The organism is Thiohalophilus thiocyanatoxydans, from assembly GCF_004366735.1.
Lineage (GTDB): Bacteria > Pseudomonadota > Gammaproteobacteria > UBA6429 > Thiohalophilaceae > Thiohalophilus > Thiohalophilus thiocyanatoxydans.
On record NZ_SOQX01000010.1, the window covers coordinates 37085 to 57902 of the forward strand.

Annotated in this window: 17 protein-coding genes and 1 tRNA gene; 7 read left to right on the forward strand and 11 right to left on the reverse strand. The window is 60.2% G+C overall.

Features of this window, described 5'->3' with window-relative positions:
• Positions 1-45: 45 nt before the first annotated feature.
• The 3 genes from ileS to murJ all read right to left on the reverse strand — a co-directional run bounded on the left by ileS (position 46) and on the right by murJ (position 5644).
• Positions 46-2907: an isoleucine--tRNA ligase gene (gene ileS, locus EDC23_RS13435; RefSeq protein ID WP_134085290.1), complete on the reverse strand. Its 2862-nt coding sequence runs from the start codon at positions 2905-2907 to the stop codon at positions 46-48.
• Positions 2908-2911: 4 nt separating this feature from the next.
• The gene (gene ribF / locus EDC23_RS13440) at positions 2912-3874 is read right to left on the reverse strand and encodes a bifunctional riboflavin kinase/FAD synthetase (RefSeq protein ID WP_134085291.1); all 963 of its coding nucleotides are present in this window, start codon (positions 3872-3874) and stop codon (positions 2912-2914) included.
• Positions 3875-4084: 210 nt separating this feature from the next.
• Positions 4085-5644: a murein biosynthesis integral membrane protein MurJ gene (gene murJ, locus EDC23_RS13445; RefSeq protein ID WP_134085292.1), complete on the reverse strand. Its 1560-nt coding sequence runs from the start codon at positions 5642-5644 to the stop codon at positions 4085-4087.
• 227 nt (positions 5645-5871) lie between these two features.
• Here murJ and rpsT point away from each other — a divergent pair, with 227 nt between their 5' ends.
• Positions 5872-6132, forward strand: a complete 261-nt coding sequence (gene rpsT / locus EDC23_RS13450) for a 30S ribosomal protein S20 (protein WP_134085294.1) — start codon at positions 5872-5874, stop codon at positions 6130-6132.
• A 118-nt stretch (positions 6133-6250) separates the two neighbouring features.
• Here the strand turns inward: rpsT and proB are convergent, their stop codons facing one another.
• From proB to rplU, 4 genes are all read right to left on the reverse strand, one after another.
• Positions 6251-7378 carry a glutamate 5-kinase gene (gene proB, locus EDC23_RS13455; RefSeq protein WP_134085295.1) on the reverse strand — a complete coding sequence of 376 codons (1128 nt, stop codon included), beginning with the start codon at positions 7376-7378 and terminating at the stop codon, positions 6251-6253.
• Positions 7379-7401: 23 nt separating this feature from the next.
• Positions 7402-8448: an Obg family GTPase CgtA gene (gene cgtA, locus EDC23_RS13460; protein ID WP_134085296.1), complete on the reverse strand. Its 1047-nt coding sequence runs from the start codon at positions 8446-8448 to the stop codon at positions 7402-7404.
• A gap of 370 nt (positions 8449-8818) precedes the next feature.
• Entirely contained in the window at positions 8819-9076 is a 258-nt protein-coding gene (rpmA, locus tag EDC23_RS13465; protein ID WP_134085297.1) for a 50S ribosomal protein L27, read from the reverse strand.
• A gap of 17 nt (positions 9077-9093) precedes the next feature.
• Complete coding sequence (rplU, locus tag EDC23_RS13470) at positions 9094-9405, reverse strand: 50S ribosomal protein L21 (RefSeq protein ID WP_134085298.1); 312 nt, start codon at positions 9403-9405, stop codon at positions 9094-9096.
• Positions 9406-9643: 238 nt separating this feature from the next.
• On the opposite strand from rplU, the gene EDC23_RS13475 reads away from it, so the two are divergent.
• The 4 genes from EDC23_RS13475 to EDC23_RS13490 all read left to right on the forward strand — a co-directional run bounded on the left by EDC23_RS13475 (position 9644) and on the right by EDC23_RS13490 (position 13094).
• Positions 9644-10573 carry a polyprenyl synthetase family protein gene (locus EDC23_RS13475; RefSeq protein WP_134085348.1) on the forward strand — a complete coding sequence of 310 codons (930 nt, stop codon included), beginning with the start codon at positions 9644-9646 and terminating at the stop codon, positions 10571-10573.
• 229 nt (positions 10574-10802) lie between these two features.
• A tRNA-Pro gene (locus EDC23_RS13480) sits at positions 10803-10879 on the forward strand.
• Positions 10880-11133: 254 nt separating this feature from the next.
• Complete coding sequence (locus EDC23_RS13485) at positions 11134-12330, forward strand: BaiN/RdsA family NAD(P)/FAD-dependent oxidoreductase (protein WP_134085300.1); 1197 nt, start codon at positions 11134-11136, stop codon at positions 12328-12330.
• 53 nt (positions 12331-12383) lie between these two features.
• The gene (locus EDC23_RS13490; RefSeq protein ID WP_134085301.1) at positions 12384-13094 is read left to right on the forward strand and encodes a class I SAM-dependent methyltransferase; all 711 of its coding nucleotides are present in this window, start codon (positions 12384-12386) and stop codon (positions 13092-13094) included.
• A 175-nt stretch (positions 13095-13269) separates the two neighbouring features.
• Here EDC23_RS13490 and EDC23_RS13495 read toward each other — a convergent pair whose 3' ends face one another.
• The gene (locus EDC23_RS13495; RefSeq protein ID WP_134085302.1) at positions 13270-14070 is read right to left on the reverse strand and encodes a hypothetical protein; all 801 of its coding nucleotides are present in this window, start codon (positions 14068-14070) and stop codon (positions 13270-13272) included.
• Positions 14071-14522: 452 nt separating this feature from the next.
• Positions 14523-14984, reverse strand: coding sequence for a hypothetical protein (locus EDC23_RS13500; RefSeq protein WP_134085303.1), 462 nt, complete (start codon positions 14982-14984; stop codon positions 14523-14525).
• A gap of 154 nt (positions 14985-15138) precedes the next feature.
• Here EDC23_RS13500 and EDC23_RS13505 point away from each other — a divergent pair, with 154 nt between their 5' ends.
• Complete coding sequence (locus EDC23_RS13505) at positions 15139-15708, forward strand: hypothetical protein (protein ID WP_134085304.1); 570 nt, start codon at positions 15139-15141, stop codon at positions 15706-15708.
• 80 nt (positions 15709-15788) lie between these two features.
• Here EDC23_RS13505 and ssb read toward each other — a convergent pair whose 3' ends face one another.
• Together ssb and EDC23_RS13515 are read right to left on the reverse strand one after the other, a co-directional pair.
• The gene (gene ssb / locus EDC23_RS13510) at positions 15789-16256 is read right to left on the reverse strand and encodes a single-stranded DNA-binding protein (RefSeq protein ID WP_134085306.1); all 468 of its coding nucleotides are present in this window, start codon (positions 16254-16256) and stop codon (positions 15789-15791) included.
• 38 nt (positions 16257-16294) lie between these two features.
• On the reverse strand, positions 16295-17671 hold the full coding sequence (locus EDC23_RS13515) for an MFS transporter (protein WP_208321393.1): 1377 nt from the start codon (positions 17669-17671) through the stop codon (positions 16295-16297).
• A 291-nt stretch (positions 17672-17962) separates the two neighbouring features.
• On the opposite strand from EDC23_RS13515, the gene uvrA reads away from it, so the two are divergent.
• Positions 17963-20809 carry an excinuclease ABC subunit UvrA gene (gene uvrA / locus EDC23_RS13520; protein ID WP_134085307.1) on the forward strand — a complete coding sequence of 949 codons (2847 nt, stop codon included), beginning with the start codon at positions 17963-17965 and terminating at the stop codon, positions 20807-20809.
• Positions 20810-20818: the final 9 nt, after the last annotated feature.

Genomic DNA, 20818 nt, shown 5'->3' on the forward strand with positions numbered 1-20818 from the left:
CGTTACAGTTTCTAGTTACTAGCCGCTAGCGACTAGAAACTGATTTTACGCGTGCAGCCGTTCCTCGCCCGCACCGTCAACATTCTCCACGCAACGTCCGCACAGCTCGGGATGATCGGCATGACTGCCCACCTCCTCGCGATGGTGCCAGCAACGTACGCATTTGGGATGGGCGGAAGCCGAGACCGAGATCCATATCTCATCGTTGCCCGGCAATGTGTAATGCTGGGCTTCGACCGGGGGTTCGCCGGCCAGATAGATTCTCGCCGCGGAGGTGATCAGCACAAACCGCAGCTCATCCTCGATCAGAGCCAGCGCATCATAAATTTCCCGTCCGCAATAGATGCCGACCTCGGCATCCAGATTGGCGCCGATGCCGCCGGCCACGCGCAGGTTTTCCAGCTCCTTGTTCACCGCGTCGCGCACCTGGATGATGCGTTGCCAGTAGGCCAGCTCGTCGGCGGCGCTCTGCTCATCGCTGAACATGCGCGGCAGTTCGTACCAGGTATTGAGCAGGACCGAGGCGTTGCGTTCGCCGGGAATGTTTTCCCAGATATCCTCGGCGGTAAAACTCAACACCGGCGCCATCCAGCGCACCAGCGCCTCGGCAATATAAAACGCCGCGGTCTGCGCCGAACGGCGGGCCACACTCTCACCGGGCATGGTGTACTGGCGATCCTTGATCACATCCAGATAGAAGCTGCTCAGATCCACCGCGCAGAAGTTGTGCATCAGCTGATAGATATTATGGAATTCGTAGTTGTCATAGGCGGTCACGACCTGCTGCTGGATCTCGCGGGTGCGTTCCACCGCCCATTTGTCCAGCGCCAGCATCTGATCGGCCGGCACGCTGTGTCGGGCCGGATCAAAGTCGCCCAGGTTGGCCAGCAGATAACGGGCGGTGTTGCGCATACGCCGATAGGCATCGGCAGTGCGTTTGAGAATTTCATCGGAGACGCGCATCTCGCCGCTGTAATCGGTAGCCGCCACCCAGAGGCGCAGGATGTCCGCGCCCAGGTTATTAATGACCTTTTGCGGCGCCACCACGTTGCCCTTCGACTTGGACATCTTCTGGCCTTTGGCATCGACCGTGAAGCCGTGGGTCAGCACCGCCTTGTAGGGGGCACTGTCCTGCATGGCCACGGCGGTCAGCAGCGAGGACTGGAACCAGCCGCGATGCTGATCGGAACCTTCCAGATAGAGATCGGCGGCAGGATAGGTCGTCAGACCGAGACGCCGGTTCAATACCGCAAAATGGGTGACGCCCGAGTCAAACCAGACATCCAGAGTATCGCGGACCTGTTCGTAGTCATCGGCCTTGTCGCCCAGCAGCGTGTTGACGTCCAGCTCGAACCAGGCATCGATGCCCTGCTGCTCGATCTGTTGCGCCACCTGCTCAATAAGCTCACCGGTTTTTGGATGCAGCTTGCCGCTTTGCTTGTGTACGAACAGGGTGATCGGCACCCCCCAGGTACGCTGGCGCGAGATACACCAGTCGGGCCGGTTCTCCACCATACCGATGATGCGCGCCTCGCCCCATTGCGGCATCCAGCGGGTTTTGCCGATGGCTTCAAGCGCATTTTTACGCAGGTCGGCCTGTTCCATCGAAATGAACCATTGCGGCGTGGCGCGAAAGATGATCGGGCTCTTGTGCCGCCAGCAATGAGGATAACTATGACGAAACGCCTCATCATGGACCAGCTTGTTATGGGCTTTGAGGGTGTCGATCACACTGTCGTTGGCCTTGAACACATGCTGGCCTTCGAACAGTGGCGTGCCCTCGACAAACTTGCCGTCACCGCCCACCGGGTTGTCGACCTTGAGGTGATAATGCTGGCCGACCACATAGTCTTCCTGACCGTGGCCGGGCGCGGTATGCACGGCACCGGTCCCCGCATCAAGACTGACGTGATCGCCGCAGATGACCGGCACTTCACGATCATAAAAGGGATGCTGCAATTTGAGACCTTCGAGATCGACGCCCTTGCAGTAGGCCACCACGCGGTAGTCTTCCACGTCCCAGCGCGCCATGATGTCGCCCAGCAGGGCCTCGGCGACGATCAACCGCTCGGGCACATGATCGCCCACGCCGTCGCACTGGACCACAGCGTAATCGAGTTCGGGATTGACCGCCACCGCCTGGTTGGCCGGCAGGGTCCAGGGCGTCGTGGTCCAGATCACCACCGACACCGCTCCCTTCCCACCATGACCCTCAACATGCTGGCAACGGCTCAGCAACGCCTCTTCGTTCAGCAGCTCGAAGCGCACATCGATGGCCGGCGAGGTCTTGTCCTCGTATTCCACTTCCGCCTCGGCCAGGGCCGAGCCGCAATCGACACACCAGTGCACCGGTTTGAAGCCCTTGTGCAGATGCCCCTGATCGATGATCCGGCCCAGCGCCCGCACGATGTCAGCCTCGAACTGGAAGTCCATGGTCAGGTAGGGCCGGTCCCAGTCGCCCAGCACCCCCAGCCGCTTGAAGTCCGCGCGCTGGCCGTCCACCTGTTCGGCCGCGTAATCGCGGCAAGCGGCACGGAACTTGTCGTGGGCCACGGCGCTGCCCGCCTTACCGATCTTTTTCTCCACCTGCAGCTCGATCGGCAGGCCGTGGCAGTCCCAGCCGGGGATATAGGGGGCATCGTAACCGGCCAGCGTCTTGGACTTGATAATGATGTCCTTGAGTATCTTGTTGACGGCATGACCGATGTGAATCTCGCCGTTGGCGTAGGGCGGACCGTCGTGCAGCAGAAACAGCGGCCGGTTTTCGGCTCTGGCCTGCTCGCGCAACTGCTGATAGAGATCCATCTCATACCAACGCTTAAGAAAGTCCGGCTCGCGTTTGGCCAGGTTGCCGCGCATGGGGAAATCGGTCCGCGGAAGATTCAGGGTGTGTTTGTAATCAGTCACGTTGTTATCCGTTTTGGCGTTCAGTGTGTTCTTTGTGATGCGCGGCAAAATAGGCTCGCGTCTGTTGAACATCCGTGTCGATCTGCTGTTTCAATCGTTCCAGCGAATCATACTTCTCTTCGTCGCGCAGCTTGTGTCGAAAACTGACCTGCAGATGCCGGCCATAGATATCCTGATTGAAATCGAGAATGAACACTTCCAGCAGGGCGCGTGCGTCGTCATCCACGGTGGGCCGGTTACCAAGACTGGCGGCACCCTGCAGTGGTTCGCGCTCCAGCCCGAACACCTCCACGGCAAAGATCCCCTGCAACGGCGTCACCTGCCGGTGCAGATGGATGTTGGCAGTGGGAAAACCGAGCTGGCGCCCCAGCCGGTTGCCGTGCGCCACCCGTCCGCTCATGCGATAGTCGCGCCCCAGCAGCCGTTCGGCCGCGCTCATGTCACCGGCTTCCAGGGCCCGGCGCACGCGGGTACTGCTGACCCGTTCCCCGTCGATCTCGAAGGTGTGCATGTTGACCACCGTAAAACCATGTTCGCGCCCGGCCGCGCACAGGTGGTCGATCGTGCCGGCCCGGTCGCGGCCGAACCGAAAATCGTCGCCGACCACCAGGTATTTGACACCGAGGCCGTCGACCAGCACCTGTTGAATAAACGCTTCCGGGCTCAATTGCGACAGCTTGCGGTTGAACGGCAGACACAACACCCGATCGACGGCGTAACGGCGCAGGGCCTGCAGCTTCTCCCGAAAGCGGGTCAGGCGCGAGGGCGCCGCCTCGGGTTTGAAATACTCCAGCGGCTGCGGTTCGAAGGTGATCACCACCGTCGGCAGACAGAGTTCGTCGGCCTTCTCCGCCAGCTGGCCGATCACCGCCTGATGGCCCAGATGCACCCCGTCGAAATTGCCAATGGTAGCCACGCAACCGTGGTGACGGGGGCGCAGATTATGCAGACCGCGGATCAGCTCCATGATTGATTGACACCACCGGAAAAAGGCCAAAAGTATAACAAAAACAAGGGGCTGTTAGCGAAAAATCCCAAGACTTTAGCTAAATGAAATAAAACGCTCGCCAAGACGTTTATGCCCGTTGTTTGGGTGCAGAGCCGCCAAGAAAAGATTACTGTTCTTCTTTGCGAGCTTAGCGTCTTTGCGAGAGATCATTCTCTGCCCGACGACAGGTTAACCTGACACCGGCCGGCGGAACTGGCCGAAGCGCAGACCACTGAGGGCCAGTACGGCGAAGTAGCTGACCACCCCGACGGGGATCAGCCAGCCCAGATGAATCAACCGCTCGCGCAGCGAATAGTCAACCCACTGGGCCCAGTCGCCGGCCAGGTACCAGAGGCCCGCGCCCATCAACCCGGCGGCCAGCCCGACACGTAACAGGTAGATGATCCAGCCGCTTTCGGGCCGGAACACCCCGTCGCGCAACAGGCCGCGCAACAGCAGCATGGCGTTCATGAACGACGAGAGCGTGGTCGCCAGCGCCAGCCCGGCGTGGGGCGCGGAATAGCCCACCTGCACCAGCGTCACCACCAGGATCACGTTGAAAATCATGTTGGCGACCATGGCAATCAGCGCCACCTTCATCGGGGTTTTCGTGTCCTGGCGGGCGAAATAACCCGGCACCAGCACCTTGACCAGCATGAAACCGAGCAGACCGAAGCTGTAGGCGATCAGTGCCAGCGCCATCATGGTCAGATCATGGCCGCCCTTGCCGCCGTATAAAAACAGGGTTGCCAGGATCGGCCCGGCCAGCACGCCAAGGGCGACCGCCGCCGGCACCCCGATCAACAGCACCCAGCGCAGCGCCCAGTCCAGGGTGCGGGAGAAGGCCAGGCTGTCCTGGCGGGCGAACTTCTCCGACAGATAGGGCAGGATCACCGTGGCCAGACCGATGCCGAACAGCCCCAGCGGAAATTCCATCATCCGATCGGCAAAATAGAGCCAGGTGATGCTGCCGAAGGCGAGAAACGAGGCGACCATCACATCAAACAGCAGGTTAATCTGCATGGCCGAGGAGCCGATAATCCCCGGCAGCATCAGCTTCATGATCCGCCGCACCCCCGAATCGCGCCAGCCCCAGCGCGGCCAGCGCAGCAGCTTGAGGCGCAGCAAAAACGGCAACTGCAACAGCAGTTGCGCCACCCCGGCGATCAACACCCCCCAGGCCAGAGCCATGGCCGGCACGTCAAAATAGTCCGACAGCCACAGGGCCGCGCCGATCAGACTCAGGTTGAGCAGTACCGGGGTGAAGGCCGGCAGGGCGAAACGGCCGTAGGTGTTGAGCACCCCGCCGGACAGCGCGGTCAGGGAGATAAAAAAGATATAGGGAAAGGTGATGCGCAGCATCTCGGCGGTCAGATCCACCTGCCCCGGATCGCCGATATAGCCCAGCGCGATCAGCATCACGAACAGCGGGGTGATCAGTACCACCAGCGCGGTCAGGATCAGCAGTATTGCGCCCAGGGTCCCGGCCGTGGCGGCCACCAGATCCCGCACCGCCTCGCTGTCGCGCTGGACCTTGTATTCGGCCAGCACCGGCACGAAGGCCTGGGCAAAGGCCCCCTCGGCGAACAAACGACGCAGGAAATTGGGGATCTTGAAGGCGATTAAAAAGGCGTCGGTGGCCTTGCCGAACTCAAATACCGCCGCGAACACCACGTCCCGCACCAGGCCGGTGATGCGAGAGATGAGGGTCATGCTGCTGAATACCGCCGTGGACCGTAACAGTCCCATCAATTCGTCTCTATCTTATTGTTATTTATCAATATTTATAAGTTTGTGGTGACTTACCAACCCGCCCCGGCCGCTGTCCGGCCCGGCCTGCCCCGCATCTTACCCCAGGCGCCGGTGCGCTGAATACGCAGCAGGGGAAATTTCGCCCGGGCGTTGACATTCGGGGCCAAAACCACCATGATACGCGGCCTTCAAACCCCCGAATTGCTTGAGTCAGGAGAGACGTTTTGGCTAACACTGCACAATCCCGCAAGCGTGCGCGCCAGGCGGAAAACAATCGCCAGCACAATGCCGCTTACCGTTCCAAGTTCCGCACCTTCGTCAAAAAAGTGCTGGGCGCAGTGAAGGCGGGTGACAAGGCCCAGGCCGAGCAGGCCTACAAGCAGGCCGTGTCCATCATCGACAAGACCGCCAACAAGGGCCTGATTCCCAAGAACAAGGCCGCCCGGCAGAAAAGCCGGCTGAACGCCCGCATCCGCGCGATGTAACAGGCGCCAGCGCCGAACCCCAAAAAGCCGGATTTTTATCCGGCTTTTTTTATGGACGGACACCCCGCCGCGCGAGTTCCTGAACGACCCGGGCTCGCGTTCAATCAAGGTTTCCCGTCTAGACCAGCACCATATTATCCCGGTGGATCAATTCCGGCTCGTCGATATAGCCCAGAATCGACTCGATCGCCTCGCTGGGCTGGCCCATGATGCGGCGCACCTCGTCGGCGTTGTAGTTGACCAGACCGCGGGCGATCTCCCGCCCTTCGGCGTCCACGCAGGCCACCATCTCGCCACGGGCAAAATCGCCCGACACGCCCCGTACCCCGACCGCCAGCAGGCTGCGGCCCGAGTGGCACAGCACCCGGACCGCCCCCTCGTCCAGCTCCAGGCGGCCGCGCATCTGCAGATGGCCGGCCAGCCACTGCTTGCGCGCCGCCAGCGGGGCCTGTTCGGCATACAGCAGGCTGCCCAGCGCCTCCTCGCCGGCCCGCAGGCGGGTCAGGATCCGGGCCTCGCGGCCCGAGGCGATCACCGTGGAAGTGCCGGAACGGGCCGCCAGACGCGCCGCCCGCAGCTTGGTCTTCATGCCGCCACGGCCCAGCGCCCCGGCACTGTCGGTGGCCATGGCATCCAGCGAGGCCTCGTGGACCAGCACCTCGTCGATCAGCTTCGCGTCGGGGTGATGACGCGGATCGCAATCGTACAGCCCCTGCTGATCGGTGAGGATAATCAGGCTATCGGCCTCGACCAGATTGGCCACCAGCGCGGCCAGGGTGTCGTTATCGCCGAAGCGGATCTCGTCGGTGACCACGGTATCGTTTTCGTTGATCACCGGGATCACCCCCAGCTGCAGCAGGCTGCGCACGGCGCTGCGGGCATTGAGATAGCGCTTGCGGCTGGTGAGATCGTCGTGGGTCAGCAGGATCTGGGCGGTATGCAGGTTGGCGCGGGCAAAACGGGATTCATAGGCCTGGATCAACCCCATTTGACCGACCGCCGCGGCGGCCTGCAGATGGTGCAGTTCGCTGGGCCGCCGGCTCCAGCCGAGACGGCACATCCCCTCGGCCACAGCGCCGGAGGAGACCAGCACCACCTCCACGCCCTGTTCCACCAGCGCGGTCATCTGCGCCACCCAGTCATCCAGCCCCGGCTGATTGAGGCCGGTGCCGTCCCCGGTGAGCAGCGCGCTGCCGATCTTGATCACCCAGCGCCGGGAGGTTGTCAGTTGTTGCCGTCTGGACATAGCCGTCTTTTTCCGCTGTTGCGTTACTCTTCTTCTGTCGCCACCGGCGGGGCCTGTTCACGCTGGCGCTCGATGTGGTTCATGATGTCATAACAGAGCTGCCGGGTGCCGATCTGGCCGATGGCCGAAATCGTGTAAACCGGCCCCTCCCAGCCCAGCTCCTCGACAATCGCCTGGCAGCGGGCTTCGCGCGCGTCCTCGGGCAGCAGGTCGATTTTATTCAATACCAGCCAGCGCGCATACTCGGCCAGTTCCGGATCGAAGCGTTGCATCTCCTGTTCGATGGTGCGCACATCCGAGACCGGATCACCGGCCGTGTCCAGCGGGGCGACATCCACCAGATGCAGCAGCAGGCGGGTGCGCGAGACATGCTTGAGAAACTGGATGCCCAGCCCGGCGCCCTCCGCCGCCCCCTCGATAATGCCCGGAATATCGGCTACCACAAAGCTGCGATGCGCCTCGACGCTGACCACGCCCAGATTGGGATAGATGGTGGTAAACGGGTAATCGGCCACCTTGGGCCGGGCGGCAGAGACGGCGCGGATAAAGGTGGACTTGCCGGCATTGGGCAGGCCCAGCAGGCCCACGTCGGCCAGCACCTTCATCTCCAGGCGCAGCTGGCGGGTTTCGCCGGGGGTGCCGGGGGTGGACTGGCGCGGCGCCCGGTTGGTGCTGCTTTTAAAACGGGTGTTGCCGATCCCGTGATGGCCCCCTTTGGCCACCAGCAGGATCTGGCCGTGCTCCAGCACGTCACCGAGCAGCTCCTGGGTCTCCTCGTCGAACACCTGGGTGCCCAGGGGCACGGGAATGATCAGATCCTCGCCGCCCTTGCCGGTCATGTTGCGGCCCTTGCCGGGCTGACCGTGCTCGGCACGGAACGAGCGGGTATAACGAAAATCGGCCAGGGTATTCAGATTGCGCTCACCGACCAGGTACACATCGCCCCCGTCACCGCCATCGCCGCCGTCGGGGCCGCCGAATTCGATGAATTTTTCCCGGCGAAAGCTGACACAGCCGTTACCGCCCTTGCCGGCCTCGACCCGAATCGCTGCTTCGTCGACGAATTTCATCTTTCAGTTCCGTATAGTTACGAGAGCCAAGACGGCCCGGGAAAATTGGTCTTACCTGCTCCAAATCATATTTGATTTGCAGACATATTTGGTCCGACAACACTGTTGTTTAGCGGTCGAACCACAAACCCTCAAAAGCAACAGTTCCGGACACACATATCAAACGCAATCGCTCACTGCCTGAATGCCCTGTTCCCATTCTCCGCGCCTTTGCACCCACACAACGGGCATAAACGCCTCCGCGTCCTTTGCGTTATTTCCAGTAGCCTGGAGAAAAGACACGTATTCGCTGATTGCATACCCGTCCAGCAAACAAAAACCCCGTCACGAGGGACGGGGCTTTGGCGGTTCGGCTTGTACCCTGGCGTCTTCAGGCCGGAATAATGCTGACCTGCTTGCGCTGCCGGGGCCCCTTGGTCTCGAATACCACGGTGCCGTCAGCCTTGGCAAACAGGGTATCGTCACCACCCTTGCCGACGTTCACGCCCGGGTGAACCTTGGTGCCGCGCTGGCGAACCAGGATATTACCGGCCTTGACCACCTGACCGCCGTAGCGCTTGACGCCAAGGCGCTTCGACTGGGAATCGCGACCGTTGCGGGTACTCCCGCCTGCTTTCTTATGAGCCATGCTTTACGTCCTCTTGCTTAACCGCTGATACCGGTGATTTCCAGTTCCGTGTAGTCCTGACGGTGCCCCTGGGTCTTGCGGCTGTGTTTACGGCGACGGAATTTGATAATGGTAATCTTCTTGCCGCGACCCTGGCTGGCGACGGTGGCCGTCACCTTGCCGCCTTCGACGTAGGGCTTGCCGACCTTGAAGTCCTCGCCATCGGCGATCATCAGGACCTTGTCGATATCCACACTGGCGCCGGCCTCCGCGTCGAGTTTCTCGACCTTGATTTTCTGGCCCTGTTCTACCCGGTATTGCTTGCCACCGGTTTCGATAACCGCGTACATAATCTGTGCTCCAAATATCCCCGCCGTTTGGGCGGACTCGACTGTGGAAAGGGGCGCAATTTTAGCGTCTGGGGCCGCCCCGGTCAAAGAATTTTCCTGATTTTCTGCCAATTTAAGTGCCCCAAGTCGCCCGTCCAGCTTGACAGGCACCGGGGGGCTCCCTAGCATTTTGCGCTTTGCTCACAGGCTTGTCGCATTGAAGACACTCGAGGACATTCAGGCGTTGATCGGCCCCGACATGGGCGAGGTCGATCACTGCATCAGCGGACGACTGCGCTCCGAGGTGGTGCTGATCAACCAGATCGGCGCCTACATAATAAAGAGTGGCGGCAAGCGGCTGCGTCCTGTTATCCATCTGCTGTGCGCCCGGGCGCTCGGTTATGAGGGCCGCTATCATATTGAACTGGCGGCCATTATCGAGTTCATCCACACCGCCACCCTGCTCCACGACGACGTGGTCGACAGCTCCGAACTGCGCCGCGGCCAGGAGACGGCCAACAATTTGTGGGGGAATGCGGCCAGCGTGCTGGTGGGCGATTTTCTCTATTCCCGGGCCTTCCAGATGATGGTCGATATCGGCCAAATGGATATCATGCGGATTCTGGCCAATTGCACCAACACCATCGCCGAGGGCGAGGTCCAGCAACTGCTCAATATTCACGACGCGGACACCACCGAGGCCCGCTACATGGAGGTCATCCACAACAAGACCGCCAAACTGTTCGAATCGGCCAGTGAACTGGCGGCGGTGATCACCGACCAGCCCGAGAGCATCCAGCAGGCGATGGCCCGCTACGGGATGCACCTGGGCAGCGCCTTTCAGCTGGTCGACGACGTGCTCGACTACCGCTCCGACAGCGAGGAGACCGGCAAGAACATCGGCGACGACCTGGCCGAGGGCAAGCCTACCCTGCCGCTGATCTACGCCATCGCGCAGGGCAGCCCGGAGCAGGCCGCGGTCATCCGTGACGCCATCGAAACCGGCGGCCTGACCCAGATCGACGCCGTGCGCGCCGCGATTGAATCCACCGGCGCTATCGACTACACTGCGCGCTGCGCGCGAGCGGAGGCCGATCAGGCCATTGAGGCGCTGAGCGGAATCCCGACGTCCGAGTATAAAGACGCACTCAGCTTTCTCGCCGAATTCGCCGTCAACCGCAGTTATTAATCCGCGTTACAACCGTTTAATACGGTTCGAGTCGAAGCCGCTTTATTAAGGTTTTATTAGGCCGTATAAGCGGATGATGACAAGGCAAAGCGAGCGAGAAAAGCGGAGTTATGCACAGGATGTGCGGTATGTCGCGGGAGGCAGGACGCCGGTAGCGACGAACATCGGAAAGCTTATTTTCGAGCCGACGCTTTAACGCAGTCAGGGCCGCTTATACGGCCTAATAATTCGGGGTGTAGCTCAGCCTGGTAGAGCACCGCCTTCGGGAGGCGGGGGTCGTAGGTTCAAATCCTGTCACCCCGACCAATTCTTAATTCTTTACGCCGGACCTTGCCGGCGGTTTGATGTGGGTGACCGGGGTCGCTCCAGACTCCCTGTCCTCTCGCGACAGAGCCCACCCCGCAAGCAAGGCGAGTGTTTTGGGTGTTCTTCCCTGTACGTCATTTCCGGGCGTTTGCGACATCTCCTCATCACGACTACGACCGGGCTTTTCCCTGTCCCGCGCCGATTCCGTTAAACTGGGCGCTCCAATTCATCGTAATCTCCAGAGTCGGCTCTTCATGCAAACAGATGTTGTGATTATCGGCGCGGGTGCCGCGGGTCTGATGTGTGCCATCGAGGCCGGCAAACGCGGGCGCAAGGTGATCGTGCTGGAGCATGCCAACAAGCCCGGCAAGAAGATCCTGATGTCCGGCGGCGGGCGCTGCAACTTCACCAATTACGATATCCGTGCCGACCATTATCTGTCCCGCAATCCCCATTTTTGCAAATCGGCCCTGAGCCGTTATACCCAATGGGATTTTATTGCCCTGCTCGACCGCCACCACATTCCCTGGCACGAGAAAGCTCACGGCCAGCTGTTTTGTGATCACAGCGCCAGGGATGTACTGAATATGCTGCTGGACGAATGCCGCCGGGCCGGCGTCGAGATCCGCCTCAACTGCAGCGTCGAACGGATTGAGCAACCCGACGCCTCCTCCTCTTCCGCTGACAACAGGTTCACGCTTTACACCACCCGGGAGAAGATTGAAACCGGGTCACTCGTGATTGCCAGCGGCGGGCTGTCCATCCCGAAAATGTGCGCCACACCTTTCGGTTACCGGATCGCCGAACAGTTCGGTCATACGATTCAGCCGACCCGGGCCGCCCTGGTACCGTTTACCTTGCAGCCACAGGACAGGACACGCTTTAGTGAATTAACCGGTGTTTCCGTCGACAGTATCGTCAGTCATGCACGTATCAGCTTTCGGGAAAACATCCTTTTCACCCACCGGGGCTTGAGTGGTCCGGCGATATTGCAAATTTCGTCTTACTGGCAACCGGGCGAGACGATTAGCGTTAACCTGCTGCCGGATCAGGATGTGGTGACTTATCTAAAAACCCGACAAAACCACCAGCCGCGCAGCAAGCTCAAAACCGTGCTCGGCGAGATCCTGCCAAAGCGCCTGGTTGCCGTTATACTGGACAGCACATTAATTGAGACACCCCTGCAAGCTCTGTCACATACCCGGTTCGATGCCATCGCCCGGCAACTGCAACAATGGGAAATCACCCCCGGCGGCAGCGAAGGCTATCGCACCGCGGAAGTGACCCTGGGCGGGGTCGACTGCGATGAGCTCTCTTCCAAAACCATGGAATCGCGACGCGTCCCCGGCCTCTATTTTATCGGCGAGGTGGTGGATGTCACCGGCTGGCTCGGCGGCTATAATTTCCAATGGGCCTGGTCCTCGGGCTGGGTGGCCGGCCAGGTGGTTTAACTGAAAAGCCGTCGAATCACGTTACCGGGTAGTATGCAAAACGGAGTTATGCAATGAAGCCTGTTTTTCGCACTGTACGTAGACTGATCGCAACCGGCCTGTTACTGGTCGCCGCCTCGACTGCGCCGCTGGTCGGTGGCGCCTCGGCCGGGGAAAACGTCAATCCTGAGATCAATCGCCATTACCAGGATCCGGATTTTGCACGCTGGCAGAGTACTTTTGAGCGACCCGGGCGGGAAGTCTACGATCAACGGCATGCGATTATCGAGGCGCTCGATCTGAAAACCGGCATGCATATCGCCGACGTGGGAGCCGGTACCGGCCTGTTCACCCGGTTGTTTGCCCAACGGGTCGGCGCGACCGGCAAAGTCTATGCCGTGGATATTGCCCAAAACTTTGTCGATAACATTCTGCGCACGGCCCGCGAACAGGATCTGACGAATATCGAAGGGATAGTGAACGATCAACAATCTACTCGCCTGCCCGGGCAAAGCGTTGACCTGGTCTTCTTAAGCGACACCTATCACCACTTTGAATATCCCGAAGCCATGCTGGACTCGATACACCGGGCCCTGCGTCCCGGCGGCCAACTCGTGATCATCGATTTTCGCAAGGAGCCGGGAAAAAGTTCCGACTGGGTGATGTCCCATGTCAGGGCAAATCGTGATCAGGTCGTCGACGAAGTGACTGCTGCCGGTTTTGCCCTGCTCCGCGAGCCGCAGATGCTCGAGGAGAATTACTTTTTGATCTTCCGACGCCGCTGAGCTCCTAAATAACTGTTCCGAATACCAGTAGAGTTGCGGGGTGTGACGAGGTTATCCAGGACACGCAGTGAATACATCCCTGTATGCTCGACGGCCGCTTCCATGCGGCCAACGGTCCTTGATAACCTCGTCACACCCCGTTGAAACAAAGTGATCTGATATTCGGAACTCCTATTTAGCCTTCGAGAATCATCTCCAGGCGCAGCGTCAAAGATCGTTCAGCATCAAAATCATTTTCACGCTGGTATAACACTCTGGGGATCAACTCCATAAACAGATAGTCGGAATGAATATTCTGACGATAGCGGATTTGTGCCAGGTAATCGGTGGTATGCCAGCCCGGCTCGCTAATCCCGTATGCCCCGACTTGATAAGCCACCCCACGCCGGGAGCTCAGGCTGTGCAGCAGGGAAAAAATCTGGCTGGGCTCGTAGTAATCATTTTCATCAGTATAACGAACCAGACTGGAGGACCGGAACAGCACATCGTCGGTAATCCCGTAGTCCAGGGCAAATCGGGTGTCCGATCCGAAGCCTTTTTCCTTGAAGGTATAGAAGGTCTGGCTGGGACGAAACAGCCAGTCACCGGTTTTGTAGTTTCGATCTATGCGCAGGCGCAGAAAGATATCGATCGGCTTGTCAAACTTGACACCGATCGAAGGCTTGAAACGCCATTTTCTCTCGTCGCCCAGTGTCGCCTGAATCCCGCCATAATACTCTCTCTCCCGTGCGACCTCACCCGGGGAGTCTTCCAGTGTCCGGTCCAGGTCATCCCGCTGTTCATTCGGATCACTCTCAAAGGTCAGCTTGAGTTTTTCTTCCGTGTGCGGCAGGCGCAGCTTGACTTTGACATCCCCGGTATAACGGGTGTCACCGGCCTCTTCAAACACCATGTCCGTCGTTAACCGCACATAACTGCCGGTCTTGTCATAAAAGACCCGCTCCTCGGCAAAAAATTCGTCCATGGCGATAGCCATTTCGTTCAATCCATAGGAGAGGGTGTCCTGAGGCCAATCGAGAAAAGAAAAGAACGACTTGTCACCGGCACCATCGTCAGCCGACGGCTTCGGCCGGTTCGAACAGTCATCATCAAACGGTCCGCACTCTCTGGCTTTAGCTTCGGACGACGCGGCCAGTGGTGAGCCCGAAAACAGTAGGCTGGCAAGCAGGCATGTCAGTAAGCAAGGTTTCACGTTATGCAATTAAGACCAGGTGACGGCCCCGATTAAGGGTGAATAATCACTTTTTATTATAGTGATCTGGATTATAAATAGAACCTAACCGGAGAGCCCGGCACTGTCAATTACTGCCCTGCCCGCATAGTGGCGTCGTCCGCTCCAGGAGCTGGCGTACTCACGGTTCGATGATCACTGCAGTTCGTCCCGTATAGATAACTTCAGGTTACAATTTTTGAATCGTAGCCGACAATTCAGTCAAGACGTCTGGGTTCGGCTTTGCCGAGAATCCGCCCCAGTTGTACCCGGCTCGTACGCTGGATAGTTTGCGGGGAGAGTCGACGCTCCTGAAACAGCAATTGTTGCAACAGGGCATCCTGCTGATAGATGATCTGTTCCGCTTGCGGGTTGAAGGCCTGTTTGTGACTCAGGCGGGCGATGTGCCCCAGATTGATACCCCGTCCGTCGGAGAGGATCAGCATGTGTGGATAGAGCCGCCGGGCGGGATCCGGCGCGGGAAAGTCCACCACCTCCAGCAGGGTCACCGGTGTGCTCTCCAGTGTCACCGCCAGGTTGATATCGGTGGGTTTGAGTAAGACCAGGTAGATCGACTGGCCAATCATGTCGCGCACTGCGGCCAGCTGTCGATCGTAATCCGCCGAGGGCCAGAGATAGCCCTCGTGTTGCGGTTTTTGGGACCCTTCCAGTTCGGCCATACTTAGCTGACACAGTATTCAGTATTTCTCACCATAATATAAACGGCCAGCGGCTTACAATGCCCGGTTCGGTTAACTATTTTGCCGTCGTTGCACGGAATGATCGCCATTTCTATGCTTTACTGTAATTCAAATTTCACTAGGAGGTGACATTATGCAATTCAATCTTGCCAGACAAATTCCACTTCTACTCGCCCTCTCCCTGAGTGCGCCATGGGTACTGGCCCAGGAGGCGGATGAGCCGATTTACGGCCAGCAGCTGATGAGCGAGGAGGAACGGGCCGAACATCGCGAGCAGATGCGTAACATGGAGTCGGAAGAAGAACGCGAAGCCTTTCGTGAAGAACACCATGAACGAATGCAGCAACGGGCCGAGGAGCGGGGTGTTGAGCTACCCGATGAACCCGGCCAGCGCGGCGGGATGATGAACCGCGACGGTGAACGTGGTCAGGGAATGGAACAGGGCCAGAACCGTGGCCGGGGCATGGAAGAGGGCCAGAACCGTGGTCGGGGCATGGAAGAAGGCCAGAACCGCGGCCGGGGTATGGAAGAGGGCCAGAACCGCGGCCGGGGTATGGAAGAGGGCCAGAACCGCGGCCGGGGTATGGAAGAGGGCCAGAACCGCGGCCGGGGTATGGAGCACGGTCGAGGGATGGAACAAGGTCAGGGTCGTGGCCAGGGCATGGGCGGCGGCAGAGGCGCCGGTCAGGACAATAACCGCTGAGACCGACCCGTTCTCCCTGACGGCCATAAAACAAAACCCCGCTCAGTCGGGGTTTTGTTTTATCAGACAGGCTGCATCATTCAGAAAGGAATATCGTCGTCAAAATCCCCCATCGGGACCGGCTCGGGCTGGCCGCCACCGCTACCGGCACCACCACCGCTGCTGCTCTGACCACTGTCGTAGTTGTTGTCAAAATTAGCGGTACCGCCGCCGCGCGAGTCGAGCATCTGCATTTCGTTGGCCACGATCTCGGTGGTGTAGCGATCCTGGCCCTCTTTGTCCTGCCACTTGCGGGTCTGCAGTTTGCCTTCGATATAGACCTTGGAGCCCTTCTTCAGGTATTCACCGGCAATCTCGGCCAGGCGACGGAACATCACCACCCGGTGCCATTCGGTCTTCTCCACCTGTTCGCCGGTGTTCTTGTCTTTCCAGCTTTCGGAGGTGGCGATCGATACATTGGCAATCGCCGCGCCGTTGGCGGAATAACGCACTTCCGGATCGCGCCCCAGGTTACCCACCAGAATTACTTTATTAATGCCCCTTGCCATGTTCGTCCTCTCCCTTCGTGCAATGGTTACGCTGATATTCAGCCTTGTGCTGTTACCGAATAGGCAAACAGCGCGGTTTGATCCAGTTTCGGTTTGTCGACCTTGAGGTAGGCGACACCCTCCTCGGCAACAATTATAGCTTCGATGACCCCCGGTACCGCGCTCAACTTGCGGACCAGCTCCTCGGCCTGCTGCGCGTCCAGGTTGCCCACGTTCAGCAGCTGGCTGGTGTAATAAGACGGCTGACGCATACTGATCACCAGCAGCAGCCAGATCCCTGCCAGGACCGTATTAAACAGAAACAGGCTGGTCAGCGTATAGTGCTCCGCCAGCCAGCCGCCGGCCGCCCCGCCGACAAACACCCCCAGAAACTGCGCCGTGGTGTAGGCGCCCATGGCCGTGCCCTTGCGGGTTACCGGCGCCAGTTTGGCCACCAGCGATGGCAGGCTGGCCTCCAGCAGGTTGAACGCCACAAAAAACAACCATAGCACGAAGACCATGCCGGCCATAGAGTCGATGCCCGACGCCAGGGCGGCCTGGACCGCCAGCATCAGCCCGACGGCGAAGACAAGTATCTGTTTTACCATGCGTTTTTTTTCAGCCAGGAAAATAAACGGCATGATTACCAGCATCGACAGCAGCAACACCGGCAGATAGATCTGCCAGTGGCTGGCGCCCGGCAGGCCGAAACGCTGCTCCAGCAGGCCCGGTACCACCACGAAATTGGCCATCAGCAGCAGATGCAGGATGAAGATCCCGGCATCGACCCGCAGCAGCTGGCTATCGCGCAGCACCTGGCCCAGCGAGGCCGGCTCCACCTCGGTGTCGCGGTGAAAGCGCACACTGACCGGTCTGGGCACCGCGCGCAGCACCAGCGCGATGGCCAGCATGGCCAGGACCGCGGTAACCCAGAAAATCCCCGGCACCCCGAACCAGCCGTGCAGCAGCGGTCCGACCACCATGGCCAGCGCGAAGGAGAGCCCGATGCTGATGCCGATCAGGGCCATCACCTTGAGCCGGTGTTCCTCGCGGGTCAGGTCGGCCGCCAGCGCCAGCACCGCACTGGCAATGGCGCCCGCGCCCTGCAGGGCGCGACCCAGAATCATCCCCGCCATACTGTCAGCGAGGGCCGCGATGAGGCTGCCGACGGCGAACACCACCAGACCGGCGACGATCACCGGCTTGCGGCCGATGCGATCAGAGAGCATCCCCAGCGGGATCTGCAGCAGGGCCTGGGTCAACCCGTAGATACCGAGGGCCAGCCCCGCCAGGGTCAGGGTATAGCCGTGCAACTCGTGGGCGTAGAGGGTGAAGACCGGCAGGATCATGAACAGCCCCAGCATGCGGGAGGAAAATACCCCGGCCAGGACCAGCGCAATGCGCCGTTCGCCTTTGGTCATCGCGTTATCGTGCATTGATTGGGTTCAGGAGAAGTCCAGCATGAGAAAAGCGGGATAGTCCCAGTCAGACTACCAGTAAAAGGTCGATGTTAGCAGGAACCTCCCGCCCGGGAAACACTGAACCGGCGGGTCGCCAAATACCCATCTCGAATGCCCCTGCCGGTCTCCAGCCCGGCCGCCCGCGTCAGGCAACGTAATACCGGCAAGGGGAACCTGTTTCGTCGCGGCACAGAAACAGCGTATCGGCTTCCCCGTGATGGTGAAAACGTCGTATAGTAGCGTGTTTGGCTGTAGCAGGAAGAGTTCATGGACACGATCCACATCAAGGGTGCACGCACCCACAATCTCAAGAACATCGATCTGGATCTGCCGCGCGACAAACTGATCGTGATTACCGGCCTGTCCGGTTCCGGCAAATCGTCGCTCGCCTTCGACACCATCTATGCCGAGGGCCAGCGCCGCTACGTGGAATCGCTCTCCGCTTACGCCCGCCAGTTCCTGTCGGTGATGGAAAAGCCCGATGTGGATCACATCGAGGGGCTGTCGCCGGCCATCTCCATCGAGCAGAAGTCCACCTCGCACAATCCCCGCTCCACGGTCGGCACCATCACCGAAATCTACGACTATCTGCGTCTGCTGTTCGCCCGCGCCGGCGAGCCACGCTGCCCGGAACACGACACCGTCCTGGACGCGCAGACCGTCAGTCAGATGGTGGACCACATTCTGGCCCAGCCCGAGGGTACCCGGCTGATGCTGCTGGCGCCGGTAATCGACGATCGCAAGGGCGAACACGAACAGGTGTTCGACACCCTGCGCGCCGAGGGCTATATCCGCGCCCGGGTCGACGGCGAGGTGGTGGAGCTGGACGATCTGCCCGCGCTGGACAAGCGGCGCAAGCACACCATCGAGGCGGTGGTGGATCGCTTCAAGGTGCGCGCCGATCTGCAAACCCGGCTGGCCGACTCCATCGAAACCGCGCTGAACCTGGGCGGCGGCGTGATCCGGGTTGCCTATATGGATGGGGACCAGCCGGATCTGGTCTTCTCCGCCAACTACGCCTGCCCGGTCTGCGGCTACTCGCTGAGCGAGCTGGAGCCGCGGCTGTTCTCCTTCAACAACCCGGCCGGCGCCTGTCCCAGTTGCGACGGCCTGGGCATGCGCCAGTATTTCGATCCCCAGCGGGTGGTCAGCCACCCGGAACTGAGTCTGAGCAGCGGCGCCATCCGTGGCTGGGATCGGCGCAATGTCTATTACTTCCAGATGCTGCTGTCGCTGTCGCGCCATTACGACTTCGACATGGACAGCGCTTTCGAGGATCTGCCCAAATCTCTGCAGCAGATCATTCTCCACGGCAGCGGCGAGGAGAAGATCGAGTTTGTCTATTTCAACGAGCGCGGCGGCGAGCACAAAAAGCGCCAGCCGTTCGAGGGGGTCATCCCCAACATGCAGCGCCGCTATCGCGAGACCGAGTCCAACGTGGTGCGCGAGGAACTGGCCAAGTACCTGAGCCATCAGTCCTGTCCCGACTGCCATGGCACCCGGCTGAACAGCCAGGCCCGGCATGTGTTTGTCACCGACAAGACCCTGCCCGATGTCACCGCCATGGCCATCGATACGGCGCATCACTTTTTCAGTACCCTCGAACTGCCCGGCCGACGCGGCAAGATTGCCGAAAAAATCCTCAAGGAGATTACCCTGCGGCTCAACTTTCTGGTCAACGTGGGACTGGAGTATCTGAGCCTGGATCGCAGCGCCGACACCCTCTCCGGCGGTGAGGCGCAGCGTATCCGTCTGGCCAGCCAGATCGGCGCCGGGCTGGTGGGGGTCATGTACGTGCTGGATGAGCCCTCCATCGGCCTGCATCAACGGGACAACAGTCGACTGCTCAATACCCTTTATCATTTAAGGGATTTGGGCAACACCGTGATCGTGGTGGAGCACGACGAGGAGGCGATTCTGAGCGCCGATCACGTGCTGGATATCGGCCCCGGGGCCGGCGCCCACGGCGGCCATATCGTGGCTCAGGGCACGCCACAGCAGATTATGGCGAGCCCCGACTCCCTCACCGGCCAGTACCTGGCCGGCCACAAAGCCATTGCCGTGCCGGCCACGCGCACCCCCACCGGCGATCGCTGGCTGTCGATCCACGGCGCCCGGGGCAACAATCTGCAGAATGTGACGATCGACATCCCGGTGGGGCTGATGACCGCGGTCACCGGCGTCTCCGGTTCGGGCAAATCGACCCTGATCAACGACACCCTCTATTTGCACGCCGCCGCCGAGATCAACCAGGCGGGCCAGGAGCCGGCGCCCTGCGACGAGATCGCCGGCCTGGGCCAGTTCGACAAGGTGGTGGACATCGACCAGAGCCCCATCGGCCGCACTCCCCGCTCCAATCCGGCCACCTATACCCAGCTGTTCACCCCCATCCGGGAGCTGTTTGCCGGCACCCAGGAGGCCCGCGCGCGGGGTTACAACCCCGGCCGCTTCAGCTTCAACGTCAAGGGCGGACGCTGCGAGGCGTGCCAGGGCGACGGCGTGATCAAGGTGGAGATGCACTTTCTGCCGGATATCTACGTGCCCTGCGATGTCTGCAAGGGCAAGCGCTATAACCGCGAGACCCTGGAGATCAAATACAAGGGCCGGAACATCTTTGAGGTGCTGGAGATGACCGTCGAGGATGCACTGGGCTTTTTCGACGCCGTGCCGGCGATCAAGCGTAAGCTGCAGACCCTGATGGACGTGGGCCTCACCTATATCAAGCTGGGCCAGAACGCCACCACCCTCTCCGGCGGCGAGGCGCAGCGGGTCAAACTGGCACGCGAGCTGTCCAAGCGCGACACCGGCAATACCCTGTATATCCTGGACGAGCCGACCACCGGCCTGCACTTTTACGACATCGAACAGCTGCTGGCCGTCCTGCACCGCCTGCGCGATCACGGCAACACCATCGTGATCATCGAGCACAACCTGGATGTAATCAAAACCGCCGACTGGATCATCGACATGGGACCCGAAGGCGGCAACAAGGGCGGTACCCTGGTCTGTGCCGGCACCCCGGAAGAGGTGGCCGAATACGACAGCTCACATACCGGCGTTTATCTCAAACCGGTCCTCGAAGCCCAGCACAAACGCGACAAGAAGCGCGCCTGAACAACTGTT